This is a genomic window from Ruegeria sp. BI12, from assembly GCF_056537985.1.
Genome location: NZ_JBQFSL010000003.1, coordinates 434,615 through 454,380, shown reverse-complemented (window position 1 = coordinate 454,380; position 19,766 = coordinate 434,615). Strand labels below are relative to the sequence as shown.

Below are 19,766 nucleotides of genomic sequence, written 5' to 3'. Positions count from 1 at the left end.
CGGGGCCATTGTGGCGCCATGACTACATCGCCCTGCACCATCACTTTGAATTCACCCGAGGAAACAGCGGAGTTCGCGGCGCGCATTGGTGCGGAACTGCTGCCCGGTGACATCCTGTTGCTCGAGGGCGAGATCGGCAGCGGCAAGACCCATTTCGCCCGGAGTCTGATCCAATCACTGATGGCCGAGCCCGAGGATGTGCCCTCACCTACATTCACGCTGGTCCAGGCTTATGACACTCCGGTCGGAGAAATCTGGCACTGCGATCTGTATCGCCTGAGCGCAGTCGAAGAGGTCGAGGAACTGGGGCTGACCGAGGCTTTTGAGACCGCGATCTGCCTGATCGAATGGCCGGACAAACTAGGCCCCCTGATGCCGGATTCGGCGGTGACACTATCCTTTGAAACAGACCCTAACATGACAGAAAAGCGCCATCTGACACTTACGTGGTCAGATCCAAAGTGGCCCGCAAAACTAAGGATTCCGGCATGACAAACCGCGCGGTATTGGCCGAAGCGCTGATTGCGCAGACAGCATGGGCCAACGCACGTCACGCACCGCTGGCTGGCGATGCCTCGAACCGCCGTTACGAGCGGCTGACCGATCCGGAAACCGGCAAGACAGCGGTATTAATGGATTCGCCCCCGGGCAAGGCAGAAAACGTCGAGGACTTTGCTCGCATGGCCGACTACTTGCGGTCCATTGGTCTTAGCGCGCCCGAAATTTATGCTGAAGATACGCATTACGGGTTTCTTTTGCTTGAAGACCTCGGCGATGACCTTTTCGCTCGGGTGCTGGCGCAGGACCCCAAAATGGAACGCGAACTTTATGAGGTCGCAACGGATGTCCTGGTCGACCTGCACAAGGCTCCCAGCCTATCTTTGCCATCTTATGATCCGACTTTGATGACCGAACTGGCCGCGTTGTCCTTTACCAAATACGCGCAAGCCGTATTGGGCACGCACGACGCAGATGCAAGAAACCGTTTCGAAAACCGGTTTTCGGATATTCTGCACCGGGAAACTTCCGGGACCAAAGTTGTTGTTCTGCGCGACTACCATGCTGAAAACCTTATCTGGCTGCCGGATCGCGACGGGGTTCAGCGCGCCGGCTTGCTTGACTTTCAAACGGCCATGCTGGGGCATCCGGCATACGATCTGGTGTCGCTGCTGCAGGACGTGCGTCGAGATGTTTCGCCCGGAACCGAGATGCGGATGGTGAACCGCTATATCGCAGAGACTGGGGTGAACGATCATGACTTTCGCACCGCCTATGCCGTTTTAGGAGCTCAGCGAAACCTGCGCATTCTGGGCGTCTTTGCCCGCTTGGCGACCGAGCGCGGCAAGCCCGGCTATGTCGATCTGATCCCGGCAACCTGGGCCCACCTGATGCGGGATCTGGAACATCCCGCACTGGTTACCATCGCAGACTTACTGCGCGACGCCCTGCCCGCGCCCACCCCTGAAAATCTGGACAGGCTCAGACAGAAATGACCCAAGACCCCGAAGCCGTCATGTTGTTTGCAGCCGGGTTTGGCACCCGCATGGGCGCATTGACCAAAACACGGCCCAAACCACTGATCGAGGTCGCGGGTCGGCCTCTGATCGACCACGCGCTGGATCTCGTGAATGAACTGCGCCTCGCGCGTGTCGTGGCCAACCTGCACTATTTGCCGGACCAGCTTGAGGCTCATTTATCCCCGAAGGGTGTTCTGCTTTCTCGTGAGAAGTCGGAAATCCTTGAGACTGGTGGCGGAATACGCGCCGCTTTGCCCCTGCTAGGATCGCAACCGGTTTACACCCTGAACCCAGACGCGATCTGGTCAGGACCGAACCCTTTGACGATGCTGCGCGAGGCGTGGAATCCCGATCACATGGACGCGCTGTTGATGTGCGTTCCGGTGGATCAGACTGTCGGCCACACCGGTAAAGGCGATTTCACAGCAGATAAAACCGGTCGGATCGTGCGCGGTGGTGGTTTGATCTATGGCGGTGCGCAGATCATGAAGACCGAGGGGTTGATGGATATCCCAGAAAAGGCATTTTCGCTGAATGTGCTGTGGGACCGGATGCAAAAACAAGATCGCCTGTTTGCCCTGACTTATCCCGGCCGTTGGTGCGATGTCGGCCACCCCGAAGGGATTGCGCTGGCCGAGGGGCTGATTGCCGATGTTTGAACCCAGTACGGTACCCCGCGTTTTTGCCGTTCCACCCGGTTCGGATTTCCCAAAAATGCTGGTTAAGGGGTTGCGAGATCGCAGCGCCGCGCACCCGCCCGAGGCGCTGGCGCAGGTTCAACTGGTCGTCAATACCAGGCGCATGTCCCGGCGGGTTCGCGACTTGTTCGACCAAGGCCCGGCCTGTCTGTTGCCGCGCCTGTCACTGGTCACCGATCTGGGCGAAAGTGTCGATCTGGCGCAGATACCGCCGGCCGTTCCGCCGTTGCGACGCAGGCTGGAGTTAACACAACTGATATCCAAACTATTGGAACAACAGCCAGATCTGGCCGCGCGATCCTCACTGTTTGATCTGTCCGACAGCTTGGCTGCACTGATTGATGAAATGCAGGGTGAAGGTGTAGCCCCAGACGCAATCCGACAATTGGACGTCAGCGATATGTCCGGCCACTGGGCCCGTGCGCAGGCATTTATCGGGATTGCGGATCATTTCATAGACTCTGGCCGTGACGCGCTGGATGTTCAGGCACGGCAGCGGCTTGTGGTGGAAAACCTGATCGAACGGTGGCAAACCTCTCCGCCTCAGCATCCGGTGATCCTTGCCGGATCCACCGGATCACGCGGAACCACCCTGATGCTAATGGAGGCGGTCGCCTGCCTGCCGCAGGGCGCGTTGATCCTGCCGGGATATGATTTCGATCAGCCTGATCGCGTTTGGCGCGGATTGGATGACGCGCTTTCATCGGAAGACCACCCTCAGTATCGGTTCCGCAAGCTGATGAAACAGCTCGGGTTGAAACCGGATCAAATCGAGCCTTGGACAGAAAATCAGCCACCATCACTCGCCCGTAACCGGTTGGTTTCACTTGCGTTACGACCAGCGCCGATCACAGACGCCTGGATGTCCGAAGGCCCGCAACTGACAGATCTGGATGGTGCGGCCAAAGACCTGACACTGGTCGAGGCACAATCACCCCGATCCGAAGCCCTAGCCATCGCGCTACGCCTGCGCCAAGCTGCCGAAATCGGTCAAACCGCAGCGCTGATCACACCCGATCGGATGCTGACGCGCCAGGTCAGCGCCGCGCTGGATCGCTGGAACATCCTTCCCGATGACAGCGCCGGTCTACCGCTGCAATTGTCACCGCCGGGCAGATTTCTGCGCCATGTCTCGGGGTTGTTTGCACGGCGTCTTGATGGCGAAGCACTTCTGACCCTTCTGAAACACCCGCTCTGCCACGATGGTGGTGAACGTGGCGCGCATTTGCTGCACACGCGTGATCTTGAGCTGGACTTGCGTCGGCATGGTCCGCCATTCCCGGATAGTGTCAGCCTGACTGCCTTTGCAATCCGAAAAGAGGTGCCCGAGGATTGGGTGCGGTGGCTGACCACCCATTTCTGTGATCAGCAAACCACAGGCCAGTTGCAGCTGACGAACTGGGTCGCGAAGCTGCGGACGCTGGCTGAAGCGATTTCCGCAGGCGGTTCCGGGGAAGCTGGGACGCTTTGGGAAAAGAACGCAGGTCAAAAGGCACTGGCTGTTCTGACCGCGCTGGAAACCGAAGCGGAACATGGCGGCCCGATGACCGCCCACGATTTTGCCGACTTGTTGGGCGCATTACTGGCAGGTGAAGAGGTTCGGGACCGCGACGCCCCACATCCACATATCATGATCTGGGGTACACTCGAGGCGCGGGTGCAGGGGGCCGATCTGCTGATTCTGGGCGGCCTGAACGAAGGCAGCTGGCCCGAGGCCGCCGCACCGGACCCATGGTTGAACCGTCAGATGCGCGACAAGGCCGGGCTTTTGCTGCCGGAACGGCGGATCGGTCTGTCGGCTCATGATTTTCAGCAAGCCATCGGCGCGCCCGAAGTCTGGTTGACCCGCGCAACCCAGTCCGACGACGCTGAAACCGTGCCATCACGTTGGCTGAACCGCTTGACGAACCTTTTACAGGGCCTCCCGGGGCAGGGAGGCCCTGAGGCCCTGTCGGGAATGCGTGACAGGGGCCAGCAATGGCTACGCTGGTCGGAACAGCTTGAGGCTGCGCCGCACATCGAACCAGCAAAGCGCCCATCCCCGCGCCCGCCGGTGTCTTCGCGCCCAAATCGGCTGAGCGTGACGGAAATAAAACGGCTGATCCGCGACCCTTATGCGATTTACGCCAAACATGTGCTGCGACTGAAGCCTTTGGACCCTTTGGTGCAAGCGCCGGATGCATTGTTGCGCGGGATCGTGATCCACGAGATCCTAGAGCATTTTGTCAAAGACAGTGTTCTGGACAGTGCGTTACTGACCCGTGAAAACTTTTTGAAACGCGCGGAAACACTGCTGGATCAACATGTTGCGTGGCCCACAGCGCGCAAATTGTGGTTGGCGCGGCTGGAACGTATCGCAGACGATTTTCTGGCCGCTGAAATCGCGCGCCGTGGCGACGGAGGGCCGGTTGCCTTTGAGGCTGTGATGAATCTTGTTCTGTCACCCTTGGATTTTTCCGTCGTGGGGCGGGCCGACAGGATAGATCGCAATAAACGTGGCGCGTTGCGGATCGTCGATTACAAGACCGGAACACCGCCAACGGAAAGCCAGCAATCCAAGTTCGACAAGCAGTTGCTGATCGAAGCCGCAATGGCCGAAGGGGGCGGTATCGACGGATTTGACCCATCACCTGTGGCCGAAGCCGTGTTTATTGGCATGGGCGGCACCTATAAAGAAGTGCCTGCGCCCTTGGCGAAAGAACCGCCAGACAAGGTCCTGGCTGAGTTGAAAGAGCTGATTTCTTCATATTTAGAGCCTGAACAGGGGTTTTCGTCACGACGAATGTTGCACAAGGATTCGGATGTTGGTGACTACGACCAGCTGGCGCGGTTCGGTGAATGGGATCGCACGGATGAAACAGACCCCGAGGATCTGACATGAGCCCTCGCAACGATGCAACTGAGCGGCAGGTGCAGGCCGCGCGACCAGACGCTTCGACCTGGTTGGCTGCCAACGCTGGTTCGGGCAAAACGCGGGTTTTGACCGATCGGGTGGCGCGCCTGTTGTTGGGTGGCGTGCAGCCTCAGCATATCCTCTGCCTGACCTACACCAAGGCCGCGGCCAGTGAGATGCAGAACCGGTTGTTCAAACGCTTGGGTGAATGGGCCATGCTGGGGGACGACCCGCTTCTGGAACAATTGACCGATCTGGGTGTTCCCGGTGTCATTGACCCTGAAAGATTGGCACAGGCCCGGACCTTGTTTGCTCGCGCGATCGAAACTCCGGGCGGATTGAAAATACAGACGATCCACTCGTTTTGTGCCTCTTTGTTGCGGCGATTCCCGCTTGAGGCCGGGGTCAGTCCGCAGTTCTCAGAGATGGAGGACCGTGCGGCAGCCCTGTTGCGTGAAGAAATTGTCGAAGATTTTGCCGCAGGTCCGCAATCCACCCTTATCGAAGACGTCGCCCAGTTTGTAACCGATACCGGGTTCGACAAGCTTACCGCGGCCATCACCCAGAAACGCAACCTGTTTGCTCAACCGCTGAACTGGGCTGATGTGTTGCGGCGTTTTGAACTGCCGGACGGGTTCAACGAAGACGCTTTGATAGAGCGTGTATTCTTGGGCGGCGAATTGGAGTTGATCCGTTCAATCTTGCCCGCACTTTCCGAAAGCGGCGGAAACAATGCCAAGGCCGCCGACAAGCTTGCGGCATTTACCGAGATCAAAGTTAGCAGCTTGCCTATACTGGAAAGCGTGCTCCTGACAGGAAAATCTGCCAAGGAACCCTTTTCAGCCAAGATAAACAGTTTTCCCACCAAAGCCCTGCGTGAAGGCGCGCTGGCGGACCAAATACCTCAACTAGAAGCGCTCATGCTGCGCATCGAGGCCGCGCGGGAACACCGACTAGCGCTGGTCGCCACGCGCAAAACACTGGTGCTGCACCGGTTCGCAACTGCGTTTTTGCCGGAATATGAGCGTCGCAAGCAATTGCGCGGATGGTTAGATTTCGACGACCTGATCTTGCGTGCACGGCAAGTGTTGAATGATCCAGCTGTGGCGGAATGGGTGTTATATCGGCTGGATGGCGGAATTGATCACATTCTGGTGGACGAAGCACAGGACACAAGTCCAGATCAATGGGACGTTGTAGAAAAACTGGCGCAGGAATTCACCAGCGGGGAAGGGGCCCGATCCGGGGTTGAGCGCACGATTTTCGTGGTCGGCGACAAGAAGCAGTCGATCTATTCCTTTCAGGGTGCAGACCCGCAGGCGTTTGACCTGATGCAAGCAGAGTTTGGCCGAAAGCTGACTGAATCAGGCTCTAAATTGTGGGATTCGACGCTCGAATACTCATTCCGATCCTCCAGTGCGATTCTGGCTTTGGTTGATATCCTGTTTGAAAACCGCGCCGATGCCGGATTTCACAAGGAAAGCCAACACCGCGCCTTTAAGGCGGATCTGCCGGGCCGCGTAGACCTGTGGCCGGTGGTTGAAAAGGTCGAAGACGATGATGATAGCGACTGGACGGATCCGGTGGATCGACCCGGTGCGCGTCATCACAACGTCATTCTGGCCGAACAGTTGGCCCAGTCGATCAAGGCGATGATCGATCGTGGAGAAACGATCCCCGAGGATGGAAAAACCCCCGGCACATTTGTACGACGCAGGGTTCGGCCAGGGGATTTCCTGATCCTTGTTCAGCGGCGCTCAGACCTGTTTGCCGAGATTATTCGGGCCTGCAAGGCTGCTGACTTACCGATCGCCGGGGCCGACAGGCTGAAGGTCGGCGCGGAGTTGGCGGTCAAGGACCTGGCAGCGCTGTTGAGCTTTTTGGCCACGCCCGAGGACAGCTTGTCGCTTGCCACTGTTTTGAAGTCCCCTCTGGTTGGATGGAGCGAACAGCAGTTGTTCGACCTTGCCCACAGGCGCAAAGAACAGTTCCTTTGGGCCGCTCTGCGCCAGCGCGCTGAAGAATTTCCTGACACTCTTGCTGTGCTGAACGACTTGCGCGGTCAGATTGACTTTCTACGCCCCTACGACCTGATCGAACGAATCCTGACCCGCCATGACGGGCGTCGCAAATTGTTGGGCCGCTTGGGGGCAGAGGCCGAGGACGGAATAAACGCATTGCTTTCGCAGGCATTGGCTTACGAGCGTACGGATATCCCAAGCCTGACTGGGTTTCTAGTGTGGATGCAGACCGATGATCTGGAAATTAAACGGCAGATGAGCGGCGTCGGAAACATGATCCGGGTGATGACAGTGCATGGCTCGAAGGGGTTGGAAGCTCCGATTGTGATCCTTCCGGACACGGGCAAACGGCAAGCGCCGCGCGATGCCGAGATCATGGTGGCCGAGGGCACTCCGCTGTGGAAAGTTCCGGCAGATGCTTCTCCGGCATTGATTGCGCGCGCGCGTGCCGAAGCCCGGGAACGAGAAGAAAATGAGCGGCTTCGCTTGCTGTATGTGGCACTAACACGGGCCGAAAAGTGGCTGATTGTGGGGGCTGCTGGCGATGTCGGTAAAGATGGAACCAGCTGGTATCAAATGGTGCAGGCCGCAATGGAGCGGGCAGGGGCCGTGGCACTGCCGGGCACGGAAACGCTACGGCTGTCACATGGGAATTGGGATGCGCCACCGATTGCGGCGACCACAGAGGCCACCATAACCGCGACGGATTTACCTGCCCCTTTCCTGTCCACCGCCACGTCGCCGGAACCTCAGGTAGAAACGCTCAGCCCTTCGGATCTGGGAGGGGCCAAAGCGTTGCCCGGCGATGCGGGTCAGGACGAAGAGGCGGCAAAGCTGCGCGGCACGCAGATCCACTTGCTGCTGGAACACTTGCCAACCGTTTCCAAGGAGGACTGGCCGCAGCTTTGCGCTCGGGTTCTGCCCGATATGCAAGACGCAGCGCGACAAGAGTTGCTGGATGAGGCATGCGACGTTTTGACTGCGGATCACCTTAGGCCTGTCTTTGTCGACGCCGCAATGGCCGAGGTGCCTGTGACAGCGAACCTGAACGGACGCCGCATGCATGGGGTGATCGACCGGTTGATCATCACTGACGCTGAGGTTCAGGTCATTGATTTCAAAACAAATGCAACGGTTCCGGGCAGTGCACAGGCATGTCCCGAGGGCCTGTTGCGGCAAATGGGGGCGTACGCGCAGGCGCTATCGCAGATATACCCGAACCACGAAATCCGTACCGCGATCCTATGGACCAGAACGGCAGAATTGATGTGGCTGCCACACGATCTTGTGACGCAGGCATTGTCGCGCACCCAGATATCTTGACCTTGGATTAACGGGCCCCTACGTTCAGTTCCCGAGTTTACCCCATTCAGGAGACAGAATATGTCGACCGTTGCCGTTACCGACGATACCTTTGACGCCGAAGTCAAAAACTCCGATGTCCCCGTTGTGGTGGATTTCTGGGCCGAATGGTGCGGCCCCTGTAAACAGATTGGCCCCGCTCTGGAAGAGCTGGCCAACGAATACGGCGGCAAGGTGAAAATTGCCAAGGTGGACGTGGACAGCAACCCGAATTCGGCAGCCGCCATGGGCGTGCGTGGCATTCCGGCGCTGTTCATCTTCAAGGACGGTCAGGTTGTTTCGAACCGGGCAGGCGCAGCACCAAAAGCTGCCCTTCAAAGCTGGATTGATGAATCGATCTGAAGGTCTAAAGATCTTTGAATCTCAAAAGCGCCCTGTTTCGGGGCGCTTTTTTTCTTCAATAGCCCTGTCGCCAGGTAAAGCTATTCGATGATCCATCGTACTGAAACACCGGCACCTTCCTTGTGGGTGAACGTGACAGTGCCATCATTGATTGTGACCACCTGACAGTCATTGGGTAGGGCGACGCCTTCGATAACCAGTTTCCGGCAGTAATGCTTGCCGCTCCACTCCCAAGCACCGCTGATGTCACCACCTTTTGGGCCTTTGCCCTCAACCTTACCATCTTTCAGGATTTTCACCCAGGTTTCGCCCTGAACAAGCTTTTTGTCGACGATCAAGTCGGTGAATTGTTTTTTGTCTTTTATCTCTTCAGCAGACACACATGTCGCCGCAAACCCAAGCACAACTGCTATGGAAGTAAGTTGAAATGGCCTCATTGGATCAAATCCTTCTCTGACAACACGCTAATATCCGGCGATTTTAGTCGATTTCACCGATACAGACCAAATTTCTGTTCGCCAGGCATTGGCTGGATGCATATCGCTTTTCTGGTTCTTTCAATTCCGGTCAACTCGTGCAGAGTACGGCTGCAAAAGACACAGGAGGCGACATGCCCAAAACACGGGTTCTGGTGGAATTTGGGATGGGAACGTCCCTGCGGCGCGAGGATTATACCGAGGCTGCGTTGAGGGCGATCAAGGATGCGCTGTGGCACAACTCGGTGAACATGGCCGAGCTGTTCGACTTTCCGAAAGAGGCGATGATCATTGACGCCGAAGTGGGTGTGCAACAGCCCGACAAGGTCGACACCGAGGCGCTGAAGGCGATCTTTCCCTATGGCCAGCCTAACATCACTGTGACCGAGGGCGGATTGGATATTGATAAACCCCACACCGATGGCCGCACCGTGATCGCCAACGCCGCCGTCATCGTTTCATTCGATATGGAGCCCGCCCAATGACCGAAAAACGCATCATTCTGGAAATGGGTACCGGCAACGATCTTTATGGTCAGGACTACACCAAAGCCGCCTGCCGCGCCGTACAGGACGCGCTGCATCATTCATCGATCACTTTGTTTTCCAAACTTGGCATCGACCACAAGGAAATGCGGGTGCAGGTAACGATTGCAGTGCAAAACCCTGATCAGGTCGACTGCGACAGGGTCGCCGCCGATCTGCCGAGGGGCCGCGCCGAAGTGCGGGCCGTCAAAGGCGGGTTGGATGTCGTGGATGACGCTGCGGGCACGCGCCACGTCGTCGCCACAGCCGCGATTGAGGCGTACCTGCCGGATCAGGCCGGCAAATACGTACAGAGCTGACAAAGAAAAAGCCGCTCGGATTACCGGGCGGCTGCTTCAAATTTCTGCTCTGATTGCGGGATCAGATATTTGCGATGTCCGCGCGCTCCAGACCGATATCTTCCAGCTGTGCGTCAGTCAGACCCGACAGAATCTTGCGCGTCTTGCGGTTTTCGTACCGCTCAACAGCGGAGTCGAAGACATTGATGAATGCGTCCACTACGTGCAGGATGGTAGCTGCTCCGAGTGGGGCATGGATGTTTGCAGTTGTTGCCATGTTCCCAGTCCTTTTTTCTGAAACAGCCGACCCGTTGTCGGTTGTAAGCCTCATGTAGTCCCACGGGCGGTGACTCACAATTGCTGGTCTGGTAACCCCGGATTGCGTTTTGTGCATATCTTTTGGGCAGTTTTGCAACGGGTTGCGCCAATCCCGCGCCCGGCCCATATATAGCGCCTGAGAACACGGAGGCTTTCATGGCGGACAGCGATTTTCCCGGATGGCACGGGACAACCATCATTGGTGTCAAAAAGGGCGGGCATGTCGTCATTGCCGGGGACGGGCAAGTCAGCCTGGGTCAGACCGTGATTAAGGGGACCGCGCGCAAAGTGCGCAGGCTTTCGCCGGGCGGATTCGAGGTTGTCGCCGGGTTTGCGGGATCAACCGCCGATGCGTTTACCCTGCTGGAACGGCTTGAGGCGAAACTGGAAGCGACACCCGGCCAATTGGCGCGTGCCTCGGTTGAACTGGCCAAGGACTGGCGCACTGACAAGTATCTGCAAAAGCTTGAGGCGATGCTGATCGTCACCGACGGCAAAGACCTGTTGGTCATCACTGGGGCTGGGGATGTATTGGAGCCTGAACACAACGTGGCGGCCATCGGATCGGGCGGGAACTTTGCCCTGGCCGCAGCACGCGCGATGATGGACAGCGACAAACCCGCTGAAGAGGTCGCCCGCGAAGCGATGGCCATTGCCGCAGATATCTGCGTTTACACCAATGGCAACCTGACGGTCGAGACGATCTAGGCCAAAAGCGCCGAGATCTCTTTACCTTTCCAGCGCCGGTACATTCCGACCAGCCCCAGCAGGGCGGTTGCGATGACTATGTAATAGGGCAGGCGGATGTCGATGCTCATCAATCCGCCGCCAATCAGGGACATGACACCACCGGCCAAACAGAAGACCGCCGTGGTCACACCCATGACCCAGCCCTGATCCGCCTCTCCAACACTGGATGAAAACAGGCCCAGCAGGGTCGGATAGGCGACACCGAAGAAGAAATAGAAGAAGAAGACCGGGACATAACTCAACACACCGCTGGGACTAAACGCAAAGCCAAAGCCGCAGATCACCATCACAATCAATGAGGTGTGGATGATCGCATGCTTGCTGAATCTCTCTTGCGCCGGTTTCACAAGGAATGTGCTGGAAAACGCCAACGCAAAGCCGATGACCACCATCGCCATGCTGCCGCCGATCACGCCGTAGCCCCAAGCGCTGGTCAGGAAGTTGTCGACGAAGACGTAGAAGGTGACGTTGGCAATCATGAACAATGCGTAAACGGGCAGGATTTTCAGAACCATCGGATGTTCGCGCACTGCTATAAGGCTGTCGGTGATATCACGTGGACGGAATACGAAAGCCGCGCGTTCCGTGCGGGTGTCCTTGAAGTAGACGCTCACTAGGAAGATGGCGATCAACACCAGAACAAACGCGCCATAGAACGGCATCTTGAGCGTCGCGTAGCTGCCGAGAATTGCTGCGTCAGACAGAACAGCGCCGATAATTGGGCCACCGACAAGGCCAAAACTGACCCCGGTGATGATGTACCCCATGTTACGGTCTCGATCGGCGGCATCCGTGCTGCCGTCAATCATCGCCGCTTGCGCGATAGGCTGATTGCCAGCGGTAAAGCCGGTGATCGAGCGACCAATAATCAGCAGAAGCAAAGAGTTGAGGTAAAGCGCAGCGATGGTGATGGCATAACCGGCCAAAGCCCCGCTCAGACAGACCAGCAAGGCATTCTTGCGTCCGATAGAGTCCGAGACCTTTGAGACATAGACCACACCCAAAAACCACGACAGGAAGAAGCAACCGATAACGAGGCCATAGTAGAAATGGCGTCGCCCCATTGGCGTATTTTCCGGCAGGAACCCGGATTTTGTTTCCATGATCAAAGAGTTGATGATGGGAAAGACCAGACCCTGTCCGATCAAATCCACAAATACCACGAATAGCAATGTAATCTTGGCAATCTTCGTCATGATACACACCTCGGAACTGGTTCCTTCGGGTGAGTGTAACAGACAGGTGCTAAGGCACCTAACGCCTTGTTAGAGGCCGGTAATTTACCGGCCTCCTGGCGCATTTCGTCGTTGGGTTACGAAAGCGCTGCAACGCCCAGCGGAACGCCTGCAACTTCACACCAGATATAAACCTCGTTGTAGCCCGAGATATCCATGGTCGGCGGTACAGCGTATTTCTGTTTGCCCGTCAGGTTTAGCAGAGCACCCAGCTTCGAGTTGGGGTCGTATGTGCCATCCTTACCGAAGGCTACGCGCGGGTCCGGGCCGTTATCCAGCGAGAAGTCATCACCCAGCTCAACGATGTAACGCTCGCCATCCTTGACCACTTTGACCGAACCGGTGGTTATATGTTTCGAGCGGCCTTCGAATGTGCCCTTTTTCTTGGCACCACCGGCAACGGCGACATTGGCGCTTGCCAGTGTCAGGGCTGCACCCGTTGCAGCGGCATTCAAAAAGAGCGAACGACGAGTCATCATGATGTGGGTCTCCATTTCAAAGATCAGGCGAGTTTGCCCGTCGCCGCAGACTATGTGCGGGATTCCTATGTCTGGCGATTCACATCACCACGATTTTCCGTGTGCAGTCCGTGTGTTGGCGTGAGTTTTTTGTGATCAGCTTGTGTTTTTGCCGCGTATGATTAGGTTCCGATGCGAAACAACTGGATAGAACTCACATGACCGACCTGACCCCGCGCGAGATCGTCTCGGAACTGGACCGTTTCATCATCGGGCAAAAGGATGCCAAACGGGCCGTCGCCGTAGCCCTGCGCAACCGCTGGCGGCGCAAGCAACTGGCCGATGACATTCGGGACGAGGTCTATCCAAAAAACATCCTGATGATCGGCCCCACCGGCGTCGGCAAGACCGAGATCAGCCGCCGTCTGGCCAAACTGGCTCGCGCGCCCTTCATCAAGGTCGAGGCAACCAAATTCACCGAGGTCGGCTATGTCGGCCGTGATGTGGAACAGATCGTGCGCGACCTGGCTGATGCCGCAATCCTGCAAACCCGCGAATTCATGCGCGAAGACGTCAAAGCCAAAGCACATCAGGCCGCCGAAGATCGCGTGATCGAAGCCATCGCAGGCACCGATGCACGCGAGGGCACACGCGAGATGTTCCGCAAAAAGCTGAAAGCGGGTGAGCTTGACGATACCGTGATAGAATTGGAACTCTCGGACTCTTCGAACCCGATGCCGATGTTCGATATTCCCGGCCAGCCCGGCAGCCAGATGGGGATGATGAATCTGGGTGACATTTTCGGAAAGGCCTTTGGCGGACGCACTGTGAAACGCAAAATGACCGTCGCCGAAAGCTATGAGGCACTGATCGGCGAAGAGGCCGACAAATTGCTGGATGATGAAACCGTAAACCGCGTTGCGCTGGAATCGGTGGAACAGAACGGCATCGTATTTCTGGATGAGATCGACAAGGTCTGCGCCCGCACAGACGCCCGAGGCGGCGATGTCAGCCGCGAAGGGGTGCAGCGCGACTTGCTGCCATTGATCGAAGGCACGACCGTGTCCACCAAGCACGGCCCCGTCAAAACCGACCACATCCTCTTCATCGCGTCTGGTGCGTTCCACATCGCGAAACCGTCGGACCTGTTGCCGGAACTGCAGGGTCGCTTGCCGATCCGCGTGGAACTGCGCGCCCTGACCGAAGAGGACTTCGTTCGTATTCTGACCGAAACGGACAACGCTCTTACCCTGCAATACACCGCTCTGATGGGGACCGAGGAGGTGACCGTCAGCTTCAGTGAGGATGGCATTGCCGCACTGGCACGTATCGCAGCTGATGTGAACCAAAGCGTCGAGAACATCGGGGCGCGTCGCTTGTACACGGTAATGGAACGCGTGTTCGAAGAGCTGTCCTTTACCGCGCCCGACCAGGCCGGAACGCAAATCACAGTCGACGCGCAGTTTGTAAACGATAATCTGGGTGAGCTGACCAAATCGGCTGACCTGAGCCGTTACGTTTTGTAACACTGCCAGCCGGTTTTTGCCGTTAATTCCGCCCTGCGCCGCTGGACGCGGGGCGAGAATGCGATAGCGTAAGCACAATTCATCCTGAGGGCTGGCTCGTGCTGCGCTATTTTTTGATTCTGATTACATCTCTGTCGTTATGCGCCTGCGTCGACCGAACGGTGACCGAGATCGTGCCTTCAGCGGTAAACGTTGGGACGCCTGAAAAGATATTCGCAAGCACGACCCGAGCGCGTGAAGCGGATGGAACCTACGGTTTCCGGCGCGGAGAATCGCTGAAGTTTCTGGAAACAACAGTGTCGATCCCACCGACGCACACACCGGGAACGCTGAAGTTTTCCTACGCAAATCCAAATCCGAAAAAAGAGTTCGTTCTGACAGATGTGACCGAGCTGGGAGGGCCAAAAGGATTACGCGAACATCTGCGCGGCGAGGACGACGTTACAATCTTTGTGCACGGCTATAACTCGACCCAAACCGAGACGATTTTCCGCGCGGCTCAGCTGACACACGATATTGGTCTTCCGGGCTCTACCCTGGTCTATTCCTGGCCCAGCCGCGCAACCGGGTATGGTTATGCTTATGATCTGGACAGCATGTTGTTTGCCCGCGACGGGTTAGAGCAGACGATCCGTGAACTGAAAGCCATGGGCGTCAAGCGCGTTATTCTGGTGGCACATTCCATGGGCGGCGCTCTGTCAATGGAGATGATGCGACAAGCTGAACTGCAAGAACCGGGCTGGGCCAACAGAAACATCGAAGGGGTCGTCTTGATTTCACCGGATCTGGATGTCGACCTGTTCCGTTCGCAGATGAAGCGTATCAAGAACCCGCCCGATCCGTTCCTCGTTATGGTGTCGCAAAAGGACAAGATCCTGAACATTTCAGGTCGTCTCCGCGGAACAGACGAGGGCGAGAGATTGGGCAATATAAGCTCGGTTGAAACGCTTGAAGAATTTCCGATCAACGTGATCGATACAACCGCGTTCAACAAGGACGCCGAGTCCTCTCATTTCGTTGCGGCCACCTCTCCGGCACTCTTATCGATCCTCAGTTCGTTGCGACGCGTAAACAATACCTTTGGGCGCGAAGATCGACCGGGCATCGACATTCTGGTTCCGCCCAGCCAACGCAATCCAGACGGTGCGACCGAAATTGTTCTAACCGAAACAGGACAGGCGCAGGTCAGCTCTCCGTGACGCAGTTCAGCCTGCGTCAGTACCTGCGGGACAATGCCACCTGGTTGGGCGCGGGAGTTTTGCTGACCTTTCTGTCCAGCTTTGGGCAGACCTTCTTTATCTCGATCTTTGCCGGAAACATCCGCGCAGAGTTTGGTCTTAGTCACGGCGCTTGGGGTGGTCTGTATTCCCTGGGCACCACCGTATCAGCCGTTGTAATGATCTGGGCCGGGGGGCTTACGGATATTTTCCGTGTCCGGGTTCTGGGGCCAGCTGTGTTATTGGGCCTCGCCATAGCTGCAATGGCCATGGCCGTGAACAGCTGGCTTGTCCTATTGCCCCTGGTGGTCTTTTTCTTGCGGCTGTTCGGACAGGGGATGAGCATCCATTTGGCGCAAGTCGCCATGGCGCGCTGGTTCATTGTTACACGCGGTAAGGCCCTCTCAGTTGCATCGGTTGGCTACGCCATTGGTGAGGCGCTGCTGCCACTGATTTTCGTGGCCGCGATGGCGTTTCTGGACTGGCGATGGTTATGGGTGGTGTCCGCTGGAATTGCCCTAGTGGGAATACCGGTTCTAACCCGGCTTTTGCGTCAAGAACGTACACCGCAAAGCCTGGCTACTGAATACTCGGCTACCGGGATGATGGGGCGCCATTGGACGCGCAAAGAAACACTGTTTCATCCACTTTTTTGGTTCATGGCACCGGCCTTGCTGGCTCCATCGGCCTTTATCACCGCGTTTTTCTTCCATCAGGTTCATCTGGCCGACGTCAAAGGCTGGAAACATTTTGATCTGGTCGCGCTTTTCCCGGTCTATACCGGTGTTTCGCTAATTTCGATGTTTGCAGCCGGTTGGGCACTGGACAAATGGGGGACTGCGCGGCTGATGCCGTTCTACCAAATACCGATTGCGATTGGCTTTGTGATCGCGGGTATGACCAGCTCAATCCCTGGTGCCATGATCGCGATGGTGTTTCTGGGGCTGACGGTCGGAGCCAACAGCACCCTGCCCAGCGCCTTTTGGGCCGAATTCTACGGCACCCGGCACATAGGCTCGATCAAGGCGATGGCGACTGCGGTCATGGTACTTGGGTCAGCCATTGGCCCCGGCTTGACAGGAGTACTGCTGGACACAGGCATATCGCTGGATACGCAATTCTACTGGGTCGCAGGGTTCTTTGTCCTTGTTTGCGTGTCGGCAAAGATAGGAATCTCGCGCGCGATGCGCGCATTCTAACGCGTTCGGCGCAGATAGACGTAATAGGCCCCTTCGCCACCGTGGCTGATATGGGCCTGGGTCACTTGCAAAACGGCCTGCGCCAACGGTGGCAAAGCCAACCACTGCGGAACTTGATTGCGCAGCACTCCGCGCGGAGTGGGGATAGGGCCGGGTTCATCGCGATCTTTGCCCTTACCAGTGACGACCAGAACAAGCCGCTTGCCGGATGCCTGCGCCGTCAGAACAAACCGGATCAGCGCCGGATATGCGGTGTCTATGCGCATACCATGTAGGTCCAACTTCCCTTCGGGTTTGATCTTACCGCGTTTCATGCGTCCAAACGCCTTGGTGTCCATCTGCACCGGACTGGTCCGGAGACTTTCACTGATCGAAGGTTTCAACGCATGTCGCGCAGGTTTGCCCGACGCGTTTTGTCCAACCTCGAACGCATCAAACCGCGGCTTCGGAGGTTTGGTCGGTTTGGGTTTGGGCAAAGTGACCGGATGGACCGACTGGGGGATTTCGGGATGCATACGCTCAGCCTGTTTGGCGACCTTACGCCACAGCTCGATCTCATCTGCCGTCAGTTTGCGCCGGGACATCAGAATTCATCCGGTAACAGCGCATAGGCCCGCTGGATGGGCAACAGCAGCACCATACGCCCCGAATCCCTGAGGCGTCCGGCAGCCTTTCCGGCGTCATCACCAGTGCCAAAGAAGATATCCGCACGCTGCGCGCCTTTGATGGCAGCACCCGTGTCCTGAGCAATCATCAAACGCCGCAACGGAGTCTTGCCATCTTTTTCCACCCAAACAGGGGCGCCCAGCGGCGTATAAGCCGGATCAGCGGCAATGCTGCGCATCGTGGTAACTGATCGGTTCATGGCACCTAACGGCCCAAGCTCGGGCGCAACGCGCGAAACTTCGCGGAAGAACACGTAGGAGGGGTTGTGAAACAGCAGTTCAACCCCGGCTTCGGGGTTCTTGCGGACCCATGAGCGGATCATCTGGGCACTGACCTCATGCGCGCCCAGCGCACCTTGGCGGATCAGCTCGGCCCCAATGGAACGATAAGGGTGACCGTTTGCCCCGCCATAGCCCACGCGCAGGGCGCTGCCATCTGGCAGGCGCACACGTCCCGAACCCTGGATTTGCAAAAAGAACAGCTCGACCGGATCATCCACCCAGGCGATCTCGAGCCCACGGCCCTGCATTGCGTCTCCGGTCAGGATTTCGCGACGGCTGAGCCATGGTCCCTCGGCCCGCGCTTCGGGCGGCATTTTGTAAATCGGGTATTTGAACCGGTCGGTCCGGGTTTTAGACCCATCCAGTTCCGGTTCGAAATAACCGGTGAAAAGGGCGTCTTCGCCGTCCTCGACCAGAACCGGCCGAAAGAATAACTCAAAGAACGACCGCGCCGCATCTGCCTTGTATGTTCGGGCCACGTTGCACAGCGCCTGCCAATCCGGATTATCCAGATCGCCGCAGGTGTTCAGAAATACCGAAAGGGCCACCCCATGATCATCGGCAGCCCATCCATCCAGATCGTCAAAGGAAAGAATTGATCGCGTCGGTTCAGCGCTGGCGGCAGTGGTCATGACTGCCACCAGAAATAGCGACCGGAGCGCGCCAATCATGCGTCCGTGGCAACAAGCAGCCAGTTTGGATCATCAGCACCCATCACACGGGCAAAGGTCCAGCTGTCCTTTTGGCGTTTTACGGTGTTCGGGCTGCCTTCGATAATGTCGCCGCCACGATCACGCACGACCGAGGTCAACTCGCCCACAAACCGCATGGTAATCTCGGCTTGGTTTGTGTCTTTGTCGAAGGTCACATCCGCCAGTGTGGTTTCACGTACGCCGATAAACTCGGCCTCGATGGTCAGGCCCTGATCTTCACGGGCTGCCACAACTGAAACAAATGTGTCGAACACCTCTTCGGACAGGAAGGGCTGGATTTCATCCAGATTGCCCTTTTCGAACCCCATGACGATCATCTCATAGGCACCGCGTGCGCCGTGCACGAATTCACTGACCGAGAAACTGGGCTCAACCCGTTTCATTGCGGCCAGTGTTTGCGCCTGCTCGCTGTCTTCGGCGACATGGTCTGTAATGTCATGATCCGGGCCACCTTCGATCACTTCAAACTCGCGACGCGACTTGCTTGTGTCGGGTTGCTGCTGAACAGGGGGCTTCTCAAAACCTTCACGCGTACCCAGCACGCTTTTCAGGCGCAGGATCAGGAAAACGGCAATTCCGGCCAGGACCAGCAACTGGATCATCGGTTCGTTCATTTCATCCTCTTTTCAGACCGCGGCTTTGTATACGCAGCCTCATGCCACTATGTAGGTGACAGATCGTGGCAAGTCCACAGCCCGGCCTAAGGGAAAGGATAAAGCAAATGTACTTGTTCTTGGCATTTTTATTGGTGCCGATCATCGAGATCGCCCTGTTCATACAGGTCGGCGGCCTGATTGGCCTGTGGCCCACGCTGGCGATCGTCGTTCTGACGGCCGTAATCGGCACCTTTATGGTCAGGACACAAGGTCGCATGGCACTGGTCAATTTGCAGAGATCCTTTTCTGAACTGGATGACCCGACAGAGCCGCTGGCCCACGGTGCCATGATCTTGTTGTCGGGTGTATTACTTTTGACGCCGGGGTTTTTCACCGATGCCGTTGGTTTTGCATTGCTTATTCCCGGTATTCGAGTGGCGGTGTTTCGGTATCTCAAGTCCAAGGCTACCATCACCCATTTCCAGATGGGCACCGGGGCACAATTCAGATCCGGCCCTACCCAATTTGATCAGGATGACGTGATCGACGGTGAATTTACCGAAGTACGACCCCGTCAAAACCCTTCAAAGCCATCCAAATGGGTCGAAGGTCCGCCTCAGCATTGAGGTGCAGCGTCCAACTTGCTAAGCAGTGGCGAATTTCATTTTCGGAGTA

20 protein-coding genes are annotated in these 19,766 nt (G+C 57.1%); 13 read left to right on the top strand and 7 right to left on the bottom strand.

Features of this window, described 5'->3' with window-relative positions; all coding sequences use genetic code 11:
• Nucleotides 1-18 precede the first annotated feature (18 nt).
• From tsaE to trxA, 6 genes are read left to right on the top strand one after another with little or no spacing between them, the layout of a single operon-like run.
• Nucleotides 19-492: a tRNA (adenosine(37)-N6)-threonylcarbamoyltransferase complex ATPase subunit type 1 TsaE gene (gene tsaE / locus ACR0AK_RS21105; RefSeq protein WP_170563963.1), complete on the top strand. Its 474-nt coding sequence runs from the start codon at nt 19-21 to the stop codon at nt 490-492.
• Nucleotides 489-1,493 (top strand): aminoglycoside phosphotransferase family protein, encoded by a 1,005-nt coding sequence (locus ACR0AK_RS21100; RefSeq protein WP_170563966.1) that lies wholly within the window; start codon nt 489-491, stop codon nt 1,491-1,493. The genes tsaE and ACR0AK_RS21100 overlap by 4 nt, the downstream gene beginning before the upstream one ends.
• Nucleotides 1,490-2,176, top strand: a complete 687-nt coding sequence (locus ACR0AK_RS21095) for a nucleotidyltransferase family protein (protein ID WP_480794862.1) — start codon at nt 1,490-1,492, stop codon at nt 2,174-2,176. The genes ACR0AK_RS21100 and ACR0AK_RS21095 overlap by 4 nt, the downstream gene beginning before the upstream one ends.
• Complete coding sequence (gene addB, locus ACR0AK_RS21090) at nt 2,169-5,096, top strand: double-strand break repair protein AddB (protein ID WP_480794861.1); 2,928 nt, start codon at nt 2,169-2,171, stop codon at nt 5,094-5,096. The genes ACR0AK_RS21095 and addB overlap by 8 nt, the downstream gene beginning before the upstream one ends.
• On the top strand, nt 5,093-8,452 hold the full coding sequence (gene addA / locus ACR0AK_RS21085) for a double-strand break repair helicase AddA (RefSeq protein ID WP_480794860.1): 3,360 nt from the start codon (nt 5,093-5,095) through the stop codon (nt 8,450-8,452). The genes addB and addA overlap by 4 nt, the downstream gene beginning before the upstream one ends.
• 60 nt (nt 8,453-8,512) lie before the next feature.
• The gene (gene trxA / locus ACR0AK_RS21080) at nt 8,513-8,833 is read left to right on the top strand and encodes a thioredoxin (RefSeq protein ID WP_170410773.1); all 321 of its coding nucleotides are present in this window, start codon (nt 8,513-8,515) and stop codon (nt 8,831-8,833) included.
• 80 nt (nt 8,834-8,913) lie between these two features.
• Here trxA and ACR0AK_RS21075 read toward each other — a convergent pair whose 3' ends face one another.
• Complete coding sequence (locus tag ACR0AK_RS21075; RefSeq protein WP_480794859.1) at nt 8,914-9,270, bottom strand: hypothetical protein; 357 nt, start codon at nt 9,268-9,270, stop codon at nt 8,914-8,916.
• A gap of 173 nt (nt 9,271-9,443) precedes the next feature.
• Here ACR0AK_RS21075 and ACR0AK_RS21070 point away from each other — a divergent pair, with 173 nt between their 5' ends.
• Together ACR0AK_RS21070 and ACR0AK_RS21065 are read left to right on the top strand one after the other, a co-directional pair.
• Nucleotides 9,444-9,794, top strand: a complete 351-nt coding sequence (locus tag ACR0AK_RS21070) for a Lin0512 family protein (protein ID WP_480794858.1) — start codon at nt 9,444-9,446, stop codon at nt 9,792-9,794.
• On the top strand, nt 9,791-10,153 hold the full coding sequence (locus ACR0AK_RS21065; RefSeq protein ID WP_170563982.1) for a Lin0512 family protein: 363 nt from the start codon (nt 9,791-9,793) through the stop codon (nt 10,151-10,153). The genes ACR0AK_RS21070 and ACR0AK_RS21065 overlap by 4 nt, the downstream gene beginning before the upstream one ends.
• Nucleotides 10,154-10,214: 61 nt before the next feature.
• On the opposite strand, the gene ACR0AK_RS21060 is transcribed toward ACR0AK_RS21065, so the two are convergent.
• Nucleotides 10,215-10,409, bottom strand: a complete 195-nt coding sequence (locus ACR0AK_RS21060) for a DUF1127 domain-containing protein (protein ID WP_170563985.1) — start codon at nt 10,407-10,409, stop codon at nt 10,215-10,217.
• Between the two features lie 197 nt (nt 10,410-10,606).
• Between ACR0AK_RS21060 and hslV the strand changes: the two genes are divergently transcribed.
• Entirely contained in the window at nt 10,607-11,158 is a 552-nt protein-coding gene (hslV, locus tag ACR0AK_RS21055) for an ATP-dependent protease subunit HslV (protein ID WP_480794857.1), read from the top strand.
• Here hslV and ACR0AK_RS21050 read toward each other — a convergent pair.
• On the bottom strand, nt 11,155-12,396 hold the full coding sequence (locus tag ACR0AK_RS21050; RefSeq protein ID WP_480794856.1) for an MFS transporter: 1,242 nt from the start codon (nt 12,394-12,396) through the stop codon (nt 11,155-11,157). The genes hslV and ACR0AK_RS21050 overlap by 4 nt on opposite strands.
• Nucleotides 12,397-12,512: 116 nt before the next feature.
• Nucleotides 12,513-12,929 carry a DM13 domain-containing protein gene (locus tag ACR0AK_RS21045; RefSeq protein ID WP_480794855.1) on the bottom strand — a complete coding sequence of 139 codons (417 nt, stop codon included), beginning with the start codon at nt 12,927-12,929 and terminating at the stop codon, nt 12,513-12,515.
• A gap of 182 nt (nt 12,930-13,111) precedes the next feature.
• Between ACR0AK_RS21045 and hslU the strand changes: the two genes are divergently transcribed.
• The 3 genes from hslU to ACR0AK_RS21030 all read left to right on the top strand — a co-directional run bounded on the left by hslU (nt 13,112) and on the right by ACR0AK_RS21030 (nt 16,835).
• Complete coding sequence (gene hslU / locus ACR0AK_RS21040) at nt 13,112-14,419, top strand: ATP-dependent protease ATPase subunit HslU (RefSeq protein WP_170563994.1); 1,308 nt, start codon at nt 13,112-13,114, stop codon at nt 14,417-14,419.
• A gap of 98 nt (nt 14,420-14,517) precedes the next feature.
• Entirely contained in the window at nt 14,518-15,618 is a 1,101-nt protein-coding gene (locus ACR0AK_RS21035) for an alpha/beta hydrolase (protein WP_170563997.1), read from the top strand.
• A complete protein-coding gene (locus ACR0AK_RS21030) occupies nt 15,615-16,835 on the top strand; it encodes an MFS transporter (protein WP_480794854.1) in 1,221 nt (406 codons plus the stop codon). Before ACR0AK_RS21035 ends, ACR0AK_RS21030 begins: the two co-directional genes overlap by 4 nt.
• Here ACR0AK_RS21030 and ACR0AK_RS21025 read toward each other — a convergent pair.
• The 3 genes from ACR0AK_RS21025 to ACR0AK_RS21015 are packed head-to-tail and all read right to left on the bottom strand — an operon-like array spanning nt 16,832 to nt 19,109.
• The gene (locus tag ACR0AK_RS21025) at nt 16,832-17,419 is read right to left on the bottom strand and encodes a Smr/MutS family protein (protein WP_480794853.1); all 588 of its coding nucleotides are present in this window, start codon (nt 17,417-17,419) and stop codon (nt 16,832-16,834) included. The genes ACR0AK_RS21030 and ACR0AK_RS21025 overlap by 4 nt on opposite strands.
• Nucleotides 17,419-18,453, bottom strand: coding sequence for a murein transglycosylase A (mltA, locus tag ACR0AK_RS21020; RefSeq protein ID WP_480794852.1), 1,035 nt, complete (start codon nt 18,451-18,453; stop codon nt 17,419-17,421). Before mltA ends, ACR0AK_RS21025 begins: the two co-directional genes overlap by 1 nt.
• On the bottom strand, nt 18,450-19,109 hold the full coding sequence (locus ACR0AK_RS21015; RefSeq protein WP_170564010.1) for a Tim44/TimA family putative adaptor protein: 660 nt from the start codon (nt 19,107-19,109) through the stop codon (nt 18,450-18,452). The genes mltA and ACR0AK_RS21015 overlap by 4 nt, the downstream gene beginning before the upstream one ends.
• A gap of 107 nt (nt 19,110-19,216) precedes the next feature.
• Here ACR0AK_RS21015 and ACR0AK_RS21010 point away from each other — a divergent pair, with 107 nt between their 5' ends.
• A complete protein-coding gene (locus tag ACR0AK_RS21010; protein ID WP_480794851.1) occupies nt 19,217-19,717 on the top strand; it encodes an FxsA family protein in 501 nt (166 codons plus the stop codon).
• Nucleotides 19,718-19,766 lie beyond the last annotated feature (49 nt).

Excerpts from the sequence above, each read along its gene's own strand:
- tsaE (WP_170563963.1), top strand. The coding sequence starts at position 19 with ATGACTACATCGCCCTGCACCATCACTTTGAATTCACCCGAGGAAACA.
- ACR0AK_RS21100 (WP_170563966.1), top strand. The coding sequence starts at position 489 with ATGACAAACCGCGCGGTATTGGCCGAAGCGCTGATTGCGCAGACAGCA.
- ACR0AK_RS21095 (WP_480794862.1), top strand. The coding sequence starts at position 1,490 with ATGACCCAAGACCCCGAAGCCGTCATGTTGTTTGCAGCCGGGTTTGGC.
- addB (WP_480794861.1), top strand. The coding sequence starts at position 2,169 with ATGTTTGAACCCAGTACGGTACCCCGCGTTTTTGCCGTTCCACCCGGT.
- addA (WP_480794860.1), top strand. The coding sequence starts at position 5,093 with ATGAGCCCTCGCAACGATGCAACTGAGCGGCAGGTGCAGGCCGCGCGA.
- trxA (WP_170410773.1), top strand. The coding sequence starts at position 8,513 with ATGTCGACCGTTGCCGTTACCGACGATACCTTTGACGCCGAAGTCAAA.
- ACR0AK_RS21075 (WP_480794859.1), bottom strand. The coding sequence starts at position 9,270 with ATGAGGCCATTTCAACTTACTTCCATAGCAGTTGTGCTTGGGTTTGCG.
- ACR0AK_RS21070 (WP_480794858.1), top strand. The coding sequence starts at position 9,444 with ATGCCCAAAACACGGGTTCTGGTGGAATTTGGGATGGGAACGTCCCTG.
- ACR0AK_RS21065 (WP_170563982.1), top strand. The coding sequence starts at position 9,791 with ATGACCGAAAAACGCATCATTCTGGAAATGGGTACCGGCAACGATCTT.
- ACR0AK_RS21060 (WP_170563985.1), bottom strand. The coding sequence starts at position 10,409 with ATGGCAACAACTGCAAACATCCATGCCCCACTCGGAGCAGCTACCATC.
- hslV (WP_480794857.1), top strand. The coding sequence starts at position 10,607 with ATGGCGGACAGCGATTTTCCCGGATGGCACGGGACAACCATCATTGGT.
- ACR0AK_RS21050 (WP_480794856.1), bottom strand. The coding sequence starts at position 12,396 with ATGACGAAGATTGCCAAGATTACATTGCTATTCGTGGTATTTGTGGAT.
- ACR0AK_RS21045 (WP_480794855.1), bottom strand. The coding sequence starts at position 12,929 with ATGGAGACCCACATCATGATGACTCGTCGTTCGCTCTTTTTGAATGCC.
- hslU (WP_170563994.1), top strand. The coding sequence starts at position 13,112 with ATGACCGACCTGACCCCGCGCGAGATCGTCTCGGAACTGGACCGTTTC.
- ACR0AK_RS21025 (WP_480794853.1), bottom strand. The coding sequence starts at position 17,419 with ATGTCCCGGCGCAAACTGACGGCAGATGAGATCGAGCTGTGGCGTAAG.
- mltA (WP_480794852.1), bottom strand. The coding sequence starts at position 18,453 with ATGATTGGCGCGCTCCGGTCGCTATTTCTGGTGGCAGTCATGACCACT.
- ACR0AK_RS21015 (WP_170564010.1), bottom strand. The coding sequence starts at position 19,109 with ATGAACGAACCGATGATCCAGTTGCTGGTCCTGGCCGGAATTGCCGTT.
- ACR0AK_RS21010 (WP_480794851.1), top strand. The coding sequence starts at position 19,217 with ATGTACTTGTTCTTGGCATTTTTATTGGTGCCGATCATCGAGATCGCC.